The sequence below is a fragment of the Roseateles sp. YR242 genome (assembly GCF_900109745.1).
Lineage (GTDB): Bacteria > Pseudomonadota > Gammaproteobacteria > Burkholderiales > Burkholderiaceae_C > Roseateles.
In genome coordinates this window covers 96,495-106,406 of record NZ_FOAV01000014.1, presented here as the reverse complement: position 1 = coordinate 106,406, position 9,912 = coordinate 96,495, and the positions used below count along the sequence as shown (strand labels likewise).

At 66.0% G+C, this 9,912-nt stretch carries 11 protein-coding genes and 1 tRNA gene; 3 read left to right on the top strand and 9 right to left on the bottom strand.

Features of this window, described 5'->3' with window-relative positions; genetic code table 11:
- Positions 1–5 precede the first annotated feature (5 nt).
- The 6 genes from BMY53_RS21280 to hrcA form a co-directional block, all read right to left on the bottom strand.
- Complete coding sequence (locus BMY53_RS21280) at positions 6–299, bottom strand: acyl carrier protein (RefSeq protein ID WP_092948494.1); 294 nt, start codon at positions 297–299, stop codon at positions 6–8.
- A 33-nt stretch (positions 300–332) separates the two neighbouring features.
- The gene (locus BMY53_RS21275; protein WP_092948493.1) at positions 333–599 is read right to left on the bottom strand and encodes a phosphopantetheine-binding protein; all 267 of its coding nucleotides are present in this window, start codon (positions 597–599) and stop codon (positions 333–335) included.
- A complete protein-coding gene (locus tag BMY53_RS21270) occupies positions 529–1,398 on the bottom strand; it encodes a lysophospholipid acyltransferase family protein (protein WP_092948492.1) in 870 nt (289 codons plus the stop codon). Before BMY53_RS21270 ends, BMY53_RS21275 begins: the two co-directional genes overlap by 71 nt.
- Positions 1,391–2,098, bottom strand: coding sequence for a beta-ketoacyl synthase chain length factor (locus BMY53_RS21265; protein WP_092948491.1), 708 nt, complete (start codon positions 2,096–2,098; stop codon positions 1,391–1,393). The genes BMY53_RS21270 and BMY53_RS21265 overlap by 8 nt, the downstream gene beginning before the upstream one ends.
- 564 nt (positions 2,099–2,662) lie before the next feature.
- Positions 2,663–2,739 (bottom strand) — tRNA-Ile (locus BMY53_RS21260).
- A gap of 55 nt (positions 2,740–2,794) precedes the next feature.
- Positions 2,795–3,826 carry a heat-inducible transcriptional repressor HrcA gene (hrcA, locus tag BMY53_RS21255; RefSeq protein ID WP_092948490.1) on the bottom strand — a complete coding sequence of 344 codons (1,032 nt, stop codon included), beginning with the start codon at positions 3,824–3,826 and terminating at the stop codon, positions 2,795–2,797.
- Positions 3,827–3,896: 70 nt separating this feature from the next.
- Here hrcA and BMY53_RS21250 point away from each other — a divergent pair, with 70 nt between their 5' ends.
- From BMY53_RS21250 to rapZ, 3 genes are read left to right on the top strand one after another with little or no spacing between them, the layout of a single operon-like run.
- On the top strand, positions 3,897–4,772 hold the full coding sequence (locus BMY53_RS21250) for an NAD kinase (protein WP_092948489.1): 876 nt from the start codon (positions 3,897–3,899) through the stop codon (positions 4,770–4,772).
- Positions 4,773–4,798: 26 nt separating this feature from the next.
- Complete coding sequence (recN, locus tag BMY53_RS21245) at positions 4,799–6,523, top strand: DNA repair protein RecN (RefSeq protein ID WP_092948488.1); 1,725 nt, start codon at positions 4,799–4,801, stop codon at positions 6,521–6,523.
- Positions 6,520–7,431, top strand: a complete 912-nt coding sequence (gene rapZ, locus BMY53_RS21240; protein WP_092948487.1) for an RNase adapter RapZ — start codon at positions 6,520–6,522, stop codon at positions 7,429–7,431. The genes recN and rapZ overlap by 4 nt, the downstream gene beginning before the upstream one ends.
- Positions 7,432–7,452: 21 nt before the next feature.
- On the opposite strand, the gene BMY53_RS21235 is transcribed toward rapZ, so the two are convergent.
- The 3 genes from BMY53_RS21235 to mutM all read right to left on the bottom strand — a co-directional run bounded on the left by BMY53_RS21235 (position 7,453) and on the right by mutM (position 9,837).
- The gene (locus BMY53_RS21235; protein ID WP_092948486.1) at positions 7,453–7,797 is read right to left on the bottom strand and encodes a hypothetical protein; all 345 of its coding nucleotides are present in this window, start codon (positions 7,795–7,797) and stop codon (positions 7,453–7,455) included.
- Positions 7,798–7,839: 42 nt separating this feature from the next.
- Complete coding sequence (mutY, locus tag BMY53_RS21230) at positions 7,840–8,895, bottom strand: A/G-specific adenine glycosylase (protein ID WP_092948485.1); 1,056 nt, start codon at positions 8,893–8,895, stop codon at positions 7,840–7,842.
- 75 nt (positions 8,896–8,970) lie between these two features.
- Positions 8,971–9,837, bottom strand: a complete 867-nt coding sequence (gene mutM, locus BMY53_RS21225) for a bifunctional DNA-formamidopyrimidine glycosylase/DNA-(apurinic or apyrimidinic site) lyase (protein WP_092948484.1) — start codon at positions 9,835–9,837, stop codon at positions 8,971–8,973.
- Positions 9,838–9,912: the final 75 nt, after the last annotated feature.

The window sequence follows — 9,912 nt, the reverse complement described above, 5'->3', positions numbered from 1 at the left end:
CCCTGTCAGGACGCGGTCGCGCCCTCGTACTCGCCGTTGGCCGCGGCGCCCGTCCCGGACTGCAGCAGCCCCTGCAGCGCGTTGATCACGTCCTGCAACGTGCGCACTGCCTTGAAGGCCTCGGGCTGCAGCCGCTTGCCCACCAGCGGCTTGAGTCGAACGATGAGGTCCACGGCATCGATGCTGTCGATGTCAAGGTCCTCGTAGAGGCGCGCTTGAGGCGTGATGCGTTCGGCGTCGATGTCAAACGTCTCAATCAGGATAGTGCGCAGGCGCTCGAAGATGTCTTGGTCGGTCATGGCCGGATCTCGATGGTGGCGGGCGGTACGCGCTCAGGCGCTCAGCTTGCGATTGGCGGAGACAAACTCCGCCAGTGCGCGGATGCTGGCGAAGTGCCGGCGGGTCTCGGCCGAGTCTGCGGCCATGCTCACGCCGTAGCGCTTCTGCAATGCCAGGCCCAGTTCTAGTGCATCGATGGAGTCCAGCCCCAGCCCTTCGACAAACAGCGACTGGTTCGCGTCGATATCGTCAGGACTCAGGTCCTCCAGCTGGAGTGCCGAGATTAGCAACTCCTTGATTTCTTTCTCCAGCGCTTGCATGGCTCCCCGAGATCAAGTTTTGATTATTAAGATTGCGAGAAAAATACCGAACCAGATGTTCCGTCAGGCGGCGGGCCGCAAGGGAGGCCTCGCCACCTGTTGCTTCCAGGAAGGGGGCTGTCGGCATGTCCTCGGCCACCCGGATGCTGAAATGCAACGGCTGCTCGGCCACACGCCACCAGGGCTGCCCCTTGTAGAGACCCAGCGGCTCACAGTGAATGTGGACCGGGGTGATGTCCAGGGCGGCGCGCACGGCAATCTGCGCGGCCCCCCGTTGCATCGTCAGGGTTTGCCCGGGGCGGGTGCGCGTGCCTTCGGGAAAGATGATCAGGTTCCCCCCCGCTGTCAGCGCGTCCACGCAGTTCTGTAGCAGGTCGGAGCCTGAATTGTTGCAGATATATCCTGTTGCTCGAACAGGTCCTCGCGTACATGGGTGGGTGGCAAGTGTTGACTTCACCACGCAATTCGCATTTGGCACGAGGCCGATGAGGAACACGACGTCGATCAGCGTCGGGTGGTTGGCCAGGACCAGCAGGCCCTGGCGGCGCAGGCGTTCCAGGCCATGCAGCTCGTAGGTCACCAAGCCCAGCAGACGCATCCAGCCAATGAACAGGCGGAACAGTGTGCCGATGAACCCGCGGGCCCAGTGGCCGCGGCGTTCCGGCGACCGGACCAGCAGGTTGAGCAACGGGAAGACGACGATGCCCAGCACCAGACCGCCGATGCCGAATGTGAAGAAGGCAATGGCCGTCGCCGCCACGCGCCAGAGTCGCCCTGGCCAGGACAGGCGCTTACTCATGGCGTGTCCAGCGCCAGCCGGGTTGATGGAGCATGGGCGTGGCGCCCGTCAGGAAGCGCAGCACGGCCAAGTCCGACGGCAGTGGCTCGTCCGGGAAGGCTTGCGCGGGGGCAGCCTCCAGCCGGAGGTTTCCGCCGGATTCAATCAGGGCAGCCCAGGCGCGGATGGGCAGCGGGTGGGTCTCGAAGGGTTCGTACGGCGCAGGCAGCGGAGCCTCGACGCTCACGACCAGTACCCGCTGCGCGCCATCGGCCAGCAGACCCAGGGCTTCGCAGACGCCAGCGGCGGAGCTGCAAGGCCCGGCGGAGATCGCGGCGAAGTTGGCGGTGTCGTTCCGGGCGATGGAATACACAGCGCTACTGGCGTTGTGCACGGAGAGGCTGAAGGCCGTGGGGGATAAGGGTTCCCCTTGAGTCAGCTCCCGCAACAGCGAGACCGAACGTGTAATCTCGCCCCAACGGGAGGCGAAGACCACGGGACCGGTACTTGCAGGGCCCTGCGCCTCGAACGCGACCTGCAGCGCGGCCCGACCCATGGGGTCGAGGCGCCGGCGGGTCATCGCTGGCAGTTCAGTGAGCGCGGGTACGGCGTCGCCGGCCAATGCGGTGAGATCTGGGGCCTGACACCATTCCTGCCAACGGTCCTGTGTCGGCAGTCCTGGCGACCAGGCAGCCCAACGAGAAACACGGAAAAGCAGCATGGGAATGGAGGCAAGAACAGCAGACGGAAGTGTGCCGATATGGCACTGGAAAGGCCATGTGGGAATTCACTGCGTGCAGGGTTTGCACCACAGCAACAATCATTTATAGGGAACTGTGTCTAAAAGCCCTTCCCCAAAAAGTTGGGGCGAGTGTTCTTGCGAGCTTCCTATCGCAAGCGCGTACTTCACGGCTCAGAGCTGGTGGGTCATTACCACGCGACGGATCACCGGGTGTTATCGAGGAGAAGTTTCATCTCTCGATCCTCGATATGGCGTTGATGCCGAGTGGGGAAACTTCAAGGGCATCAAGCGAAGCGAAGCGCCGAGTTTCCCGGTGACGGAGGTCGCCACGGTCACGTCCGCGAAGGCTGACCGACCGGTGCACTTCGAGTTCGAAACCGGCAAAGCTTCGATGGCGCCCATCTATGGCTGCATGTTCTGGACTCGAGTCACACGGTTCCATCACGCTGTCAGCTAACCGGTGGCCGCGGTTTGTTCGAGGCAACGTTACGAAACTAGTCCGCCAAGCAGAAGCAGTCGTCTTCAGCTCCCGATGCCCCAAGGTGGTAGGCCGTGCTGGACTTGAACCAGCGACCAAAGGATTATGAGTCCTCTGCTCTAACCAACTGAGCTAACGGCCCCCTGAACGATCAGCGAGAGCCGGCGATTCTACTCAAGCGAAGACGCAGCCCCGCCCTACTTCTGCGACAGCGCGTTGCTCACCATCCGCGACGTGATGTCCACGATCTGGATCATCCGGTCGTACGCCATCCGCGTCGGCCCGACCACGCCCAGCGTGCCCACCACCTGGCCATCCACCTCATACGGCGCGGACACCACCGACAGTTCCTCATACGGAACCACCTGGCTCTCCCCACCAATATAGATACGCACCCCTTCCGCCCGGCTCGACACATCCAGCAGCCGCATCAACTGCGTCTTCTGCTCAAAAAGATCGAACATCCGGCGCAGGCTGCCCATGTCGTGGCTGAAATCCTGCACCGTCAGCAGGTTGCGTTCGCCGGAGATGATCACCGGCTCGTGTTCTTCGAAGCTCTGCGTGCCCACATCCACCGCAGCGCTCATCAACGAGGCAATCTCGCCTCGCAGCGCGTCCACCTCGTTGCGCAGCCGGTCTCGCACCACGTCCAGGCTCAGTCCGGAATAGTGGGCATTGAGCCGGTTGCTGGCTTCAGTGAGCTCCGAATGGGTCAGGTCTTGCGCGGTGAACACCAGCCGGTTCTGCACATCCCCCTCCGGGGACACCATGATCACCAGCACCCGCCGGTCACCCAGCCGCAGAAATTCAATATGGTGGAAGACGCTGCTCTTGCGCGGCGCGGTGATCACGCCCACGAAGCTGGAAAGGCTGGAGAGCAGCTGCGCCGCGTTCGCAATCACCCGCTGCGGCTGGTCCGGCAACAGCTGGGATTCCAGGGACGACACCTCCGACCCCATTCCCCCGGCCGCCGCTGCCGAGGCCTTGGCCGTCAGCAGTGTGTCCACAAACAGCCGGTAGCCCCGGGCGGTCGGGATGCGGCCGGCACTGGTGTGCGGGCTGGCAATCAGGCCCAGTTCTTCCAGGTCGGCCATCACGTTGCGGATGGTCGCCGGGCTCAGTTCCAGACCCGAGGCTTTTGAGAGCGTGCGTGAGCCCACCGGTTGACCGTCCGCTATGTAGCGTTCAACCAGGGTCTTCAGAAGGGTTTTGGCGCGCTCGTCGAGCATGATTTCATTGTATTGAACTCCGGAGGGGCCGCCCGGCGGCGCCATGGCGCTGTGGTGTAATTCTCCGCATATGTCCAAGCGCTTCCGTCATGTGGCCATCGTCGGCAAGCCCCAGGCTCGGGGCATCCGCCCGCTCCTGGAGGAGATTGCCGGCTTTGTGGCCGACCAGGGATTGGATGTTTCCCTGGATCAGGAAACAGCCGAAAGTACCGGCATCTCTACCTTCCCCGCCCTCTCGCACGCCGAAATGGGGCAACAGTGCGACCTGGCCGTGGTGGTCGGCGGGGACGGCACCATGCTGGGCTTCGCCCGCGAGGTAGCCCGCTACGGGATGCCCCTGGTGGGCATCAACCAGGGCCGGCTGGGTTTCATCACCGATATTTCGGCCGAACAGTACAAGGAGTCGCTGGCGGCCATCTTCGTGGGCGACTACGAAAGCGAGCACCGCTCCATGCTGGAAGGCGCCGTGCTGCGGGACGGTGAGCAGATTTTCTCCGGCGTGGCGTTGAACGACGTGGTCGTGAGCCGCGGCGCCACCGCCGCGATGGTGGAACTGCGCGTGGATGTGGGCGACGAGTTCGTGGCCAACATGCGGGCAGACGGCGTGATCGTCGGCACCCCCACCGGTTCCACCGCCTACGCCCTGTCCGCTGGCGGCCCCATCCTGCATCCGGGCATCGCCGGCTGGGTGGTGCTGCCCATCGCCTCGCATGCGCTGTCCAACCGGCCGATCGTGCTGCCGGATTCTGGCGAGGTGCGCCTGACCATCGTGGCCGGCCGAGACGCCAGCGTGAACTTCGACATGCAGAGCCTGGCCAGCCTGCTGCACGGAGACTGCATCACCGTGCGGCGCTCCCAGCACCGGGCCCAATTCCTGCATTCACGTGGCTGGAGTTACTACGCCACGCTGCGCCGCAAGCTGCGCTGGTACGAAGGCGTGAGCTGACTTGAGCGACTAAAGGACTCACCGACATGCTGCGCCGCCTGAGCCTGCGAGATTTCGTGATCGTGCCGGAACTGGAGCTGGACTTCGCCTCCGGCTTCTCCGCCCTGACCGGTGAGACCGGCGCGGGCAAGTCCATCCTGATCGACGCCCTGCAACTGGCCCTGGGCAGCCGGGGCGAGGCCGCCGTGGTGCGAGAAGGCGCCAGCCGCGCCGAGATCAGCGCCGAGTTCGACCGGCCCGAGGCCGTGCTCACCTGGCTGGAAGAAGGTGGCTTCTCCACCGAGGACGAACACGCCACATTGCTGCTGCGCCGCGTTATCGACGCCCAAGGCAAGAGCCGTGCATGGATCAACGGCAGCGCCGCCACGGTCGCACAACTGCGTGAACTGGCCGAACACCTGCTGGACATCCACGGCCAGCACGCCTGGCAAGGCCTGACCCGCCCGGCCAGCGTACGCCAGCTGCTGGATGAATTCGGCCAGATCGACGGCAAACCGGTGGCCGCCGCCTACGCGCAATGGCGCCAGGCCAGCGAAGCACTCGCCTCCGCCCAGGCCCGCCAGGCCGACCTGGCGCGTGAACACGAACGCCTGAGCTGGCAGATCGGCGAACTAAACCGCCTCGCGCCTGCGGACGACGAGTGGGAGGAACTCAACGCGGAACACCAGCGCCTCTCGCACGCCCAGTCGCTGATGGACGCTGCACGCGGTGCCCTGGAAGGCATCAGCGAAGCTGAAATCAACGCGCAGGCCCTCACCGACGACGCGCTCTCTGCCCTGCAGGATGTATTGGCCTACGACGCCGGCCTGCAGGACACCGTCAACGCATTGCTCGGTGCACAGGCCCAACTGCAGGATGCCGCCCACAGCCTGGGCAGCTACCTGAATGCCGCCGACCTGGATCCGGACCGCCTCCAGCAACTGGACGAACGGGTCTCCGCCTGGGTGACGCTGGCCCGCCGTTATCGGCGCCCGCCGATGGAACTGCCTGCCCTGCTGCAGGAGTGGAAGGCCGAGCTGGCTCAACTGGACGCCGCCACCGATCTGGACGGTTTGCAGGCCCGCCAGGCGCAGGCGCTCAAGACTTATCAGCGCGAAGCCAGGCAGGTCAGCACCGCGCGGGCCAAGGCCGCCCCGGCGCTCTCCACGGCCGTCTCCCAGGCCATGCAGCAGCTGGGCATGGCCGGTGGCCGTTTTGCGGTGGCGCTGCAGACACAGGAAGAGCCGCAGGCGTTTGGCCTGGAATCCGCCGAATTCCTGGTGGCCGGCCATGCGGGCAGTACCCCGCGTCCGCTGGGCAAGGTGGCCTCGGGCGGCGAGTTGTCCCGCATTGCCTTGGCCATCGCGGTGACCACCAGCCAGAAGAACAGCGGTGCCGGCACCTTGATCTTCGATGAGATCGACGCCGGTGTGGGCGGTGCCGTGGCCGAGACCGTCGGCCGCCTGATGAAGCAACTGGGCCAACACGTCCAGGTGCTGGCCGTGACCCACCTGCCGCAGGTCGCCGCCTGCGCGGATCAGCACTTCCTGGTGGCCAAGGCCGCGCGCGGTGGCGTCACCAGCTCGGACGTGCAACCCATCCAGGGCGAGGCCCGTGTCGCCGAGATCGCTCGCATGCTGGCGGGTGAACGCCTCTCCTCCACCAGCCTGGCGCATGCGCAGGAAATGCTGGCTCATTCGTCCCGCGCCATCGAACCGGCCGCCGACGCGGCTGCCGAACCCGTGGCCCGGGGCCGGAAGGTGAAGCCATGATCCCGCCGTTAGAAAACACGCTGGCGGGCCAGGCCGCACACACCACGGATCTGGTGCTGGTCACCGGCATGTCGGGCGGCGGCAAGTCCATCGCCATGCATGCGCTGGAAGACGCGGGTTTCTTCTGCGTGGACAACCTCCCGCCCGAGCTGCTGCCCCATTTCCTGAAGTTGGAAAAGGAAAGCGGCTCGAAGCGTCGCGTGGCCATCGCGGTGGATGTGCGCAGCGCCGGTTCGCTGCCGCAGTTGCTGCTGCACATCAAGGAACTGCGCCTCAACGGCGTGGCCTTGCGCAGCATCTTCCTGGATGCCAATAACGACACCCTGCTGCGCCGTTTCTCGGAAACCCGCCGCCCTCACCCACTGCGCGCCGGGAACGAAGACAGTGACACCCATCGCGCCCTGCAAGAGGCCATTGCCCTGGAGCGTGAGCTGCTGACACCGCTGCGCATGGAATCCACGGTGATCGACAGCAGCCAGTTGCGGCCCGCGCAGTTGCGCGCCTGGGTGCGGGACCTGGTGCGTGCCAGCGGTTCTTCATTGACCCTGGTGTTCCAGTCCTTCGCTTTCAAGCATGGTGTGCCCAGCGATGCCGACTTTGTGTTCGACGTGCGCGTGCTGCCCAACCCGTATTACGACCGCGAGCTTCGCCCCCTCACCGGCCGCGACCAACCGGTGGCGGACTACCTGGAACAGCAGCCCGAGGTGCGGTTGATGCTGAGCCAGATCGGCGCCTTCATTGCGCAGTGGCTGCCCAACTTCGGCGCGGACCAGCGCAGCTATCTGACCGTGGCCATCGGCTGCACGGGGGGTCAGCACCGCTCGGTTTATCTGGTGGAGACGCTGGCGAAGCAGTTCGCCTATCACGGGCAGGTGCTCAAGCGGCACCGGGAGCTGGATGCGCGTTGAGGGCCATGCCCGGCGCGTGAGTCAGCCCAGGCCGCCTGCGGTGTCCGGTCGCTTCCGTTCTGCCTCCTCGGCCTGGCTGGCCAGCACGATGCCGACAATGACCGAGCCCATCGGGAAGGTCAACACCAGCAGCAGCATCCAGGGCCACACGCGTCGCCCCGCCCGTTTGACAGCAAGGCCCATGTAGGCCCAGTGCGCAAAGAGGGCACCGCAAAGGCCCAGCGCAAACACCACCACCCGGCCGGGAGCGACGTCGCCTGCCTGGGTCTCGGAGACCAGGAACCACAGGCACGCTCCCCAGACGAGGATTGCGACGAACGCAGACTCGAGCGCGCTCTTGAGGGGGGATTTGTTGGCGGCGGACATCGTGGGGCGAGGATAGCGGGATCGGCGCACTCGCGCCTCAGGTCAATCCAGCAACTTTTTCAGCGGCGCGGGCAGCGCGTATTGCGGGAGTTGCTCCCGCGCCACCCAGTGGCCAGGCGTGGCGCTGTCCACCGGCCCGGTCAGCATCCCGCGCCGGGGATGCAGCACCCAGTCCAGATGGGTCAGGGCGTGCTGCACGCGGGGCAGCGGCTCCAGTTCCGCCACGCCCATGGAGCGGCTATGGGCGTCCAGCGCGGCTTCACTGTCGAACATGGGCAAGGTCCACAAGCCCCCCCACAAGCCTTCGCTGGGCCGCTGCTGCAGCCAGACGCGGCCTTCGTGTTCCAGCCACAGCCACCAGTTTTCTCGCTGGCCGCGCTTGAGCTTGCGGGTCTTGATCGGGTAGCGGGCGGGGTCGCCTTCCGCCCGGCCATGGCACAGGCCGGCCACCGGGCACAACAGGCATTGCGGCTGGCGGGAGGCGCAGTGGCTGGCCCCCAGGTCCATCAGGCCCTGGGTGTAGGCCGGCATGTCGGCTTCAGAGAGCGGCAGCAGGGCCTCGGCCTGGCGCCAGAGGCGCTTTTCCTGCGCCTGCTGCGCCAGGTCGCCGTCAAAGGCCAGCAGGCGACTGAGCACCCGTTTGACGTTGCCATCCAGGATGGCCACGCGCTCGCCAAAGCAGAAGGAAGAGATGGCCGCCGCCGTGGAGCGGCCGATGCCGGGCAGCTCGGCCAGCTCAACGGCCGTTCGTGGGAAGGCGCCGCCGTGGCGCTCCATCACGGTCTGGGCACAGCGGTGCAGGTTGCGGGCGCGGCTGTAATAACCCAGCCCGGCCCAGGCGGCCATCACCTCGTCCTGTGGCGCAGCGGCCAGGGCGGCCACATCCGGAAAGCGCTCCAGGAAACGCTTGTAGTAGCCCAGCACCGTGGCCACCTGCGTCTGCTGCAGCATGATCTCGGAGAGCCAGACGCGATAGGGGTCCTGGGTGTTCTGCCAGGGCAGGTCGTGGCGCCCGTCACGGCGTTGCCAGGCCAGCAGCAGCGGCGCGAAGTCGCCGCGCAGGGCATGCACGCGGGATTGGAGGTCGTCGTCGGTCATCAGGAGCAGGAGTATCGCGCGGGCGCTGCCGTGCGGTGGCAGGAAGGCAGCGGGCCGCCGATCAACGCTTCTCGATCAACGCTTCTGACAGACCGGGCAGAAGAAGGTCGACCGCTGCCCCTGCACGATGCGCCGAAGCGGTGTGGCGCACACCCGGCAGGGCTCCTTCTCCCGGCCGTACACCCGCGCCTGCATCTGGAAGCTGCCTGCTACACCGTGGGCATCCTTGAAATCTCGCAGCGTGCTGCCGCCGGCCTCCAGGGCCTCGCCCAGCACCTGGGTCAGCGCCTGCGCCAGCCGCTGGGCCCGCGGGCGGCTGATCTTGCCGGCCGGCAGGCGAGGGTCAATGCCCGCCATGAACAGCGCTTCACACGCGTAAATATTGCCAGCGCCTACCACCACATCACCAGCCAATATGGCCTGCTTGATGGCCACCCGCCGCCCCTGAAACCCCCGGTGCAGGTGGGCGCCGTTGAACGCCTCATCAAATGGTTCCAGCCCCATGCCACCCAGCAACTTCGCCGCTGGCGCCACGTCCAGGCCCTCGGACCAGACCACCGCACCAAAACGGCGCGGGTCGGTCAGGCGCAAGACGCCCCGGTCGGTGACCAGTTCAAAATGGTCGTGCGGGCCCGCGCTTGGCGGCTGCGCCCGGAAGGCCAGCGAGCCGGACATGCCCAGGTGCAGCAGCAGGCCGCCTTCCGCTGGCAACGGACGGGCCGGATCCTGGATGTCGATGGCCTGGCCTTCGGCACGCAGCGGCAGCCACAGGTATTTGCCCCGCCGCTGCACCGCCCCGACACGCCGGCCGACCAGCCGCCCGGTGTCCACCCCCAGGGGCCAGCGCAGCGGTTTCCCCAGCCGCACATCCAGCACCCGAGACCCTTCGATCGCTGAGGCAAAGCTCAGACGTGTAACTTCAACTTCTGGCAACTCTGGCATGGCTGAATGATAGGCGTGGGGCACTACCCAGGAGTCGCGCACAGGTTCCATAGAATGGGTTGGCGCCTCCCTTGC

Excerpts from the sequence above, each read along its gene's own strand:
- BMY53_RS21280 (WP_092948494.1), bottom strand. The coding sequence starts at position 299 with ATGACCGACCAAGACATCTTCGAGCGCCTGCGCACTATCCTGATTGAG.
- BMY53_RS21275 (WP_092948493.1), bottom strand. The coding sequence starts at position 599 with ATGCAAGCGCTGGAGAAAGAAATCAAGGAGTTGCTAATCTCGGCACTC.
- BMY53_RS21270 (WP_092948492.1), bottom strand. The coding sequence starts at position 1,398 with ATGAGTAAGCGCCTGTCCTGGCCAGGGCGACTCTGGCGCGTGGCGGCG.
- BMY53_RS21265 (WP_092948491.1), bottom strand. The coding sequence starts at position 2,098 with ATGCTGCTTTTCCGTGTTTCTCGTTGGGCTGCCTGGTCGCCAGGACTG.
- hrcA (WP_092948490.1), bottom strand. The coding sequence starts at position 3,826 with ATGCTCGACGAGCGCGCCAAAACCCTTCTGAAGACCCTGGTTGAACGC.
- BMY53_RS21250 (WP_092948489.1), top strand. The coding sequence starts at position 3,897 with ATGTCCAAGCGCTTCCGTCATGTGGCCATCGTCGGCAAGCCCCAGGCT.
- recN (WP_092948488.1), top strand. The coding sequence starts at position 4,799 with ATGCTGCGCCGCCTGAGCCTGCGAGATTTCGTGATCGTGCCGGAACTG.
- rapZ (WP_092948487.1), top strand. The coding sequence starts at position 6,520 with ATGATCCCGCCGTTAGAAAACACGCTGGCGGGCCAGGCCGCACACACC.
- BMY53_RS21235 (WP_092948486.1), bottom strand. The coding sequence starts at position 7,797 with ATGTCCGCCGCCAACAAATCCCCCCTCAAGAGCGCGCTCGAGTCTGCG.
- mutY (WP_092948485.1), bottom strand. The coding sequence starts at position 8,895 with ATGACCGACGACGACCTCCAATCCCGCGTGCATGCCCTGCGCGGCGAC.
- mutM (WP_092948484.1), bottom strand. The coding sequence starts at position 9,837 with ATGCCAGAGTTGCCAGAAGTTGAAGTTACACGTCTGAGCTTTGCCTCA.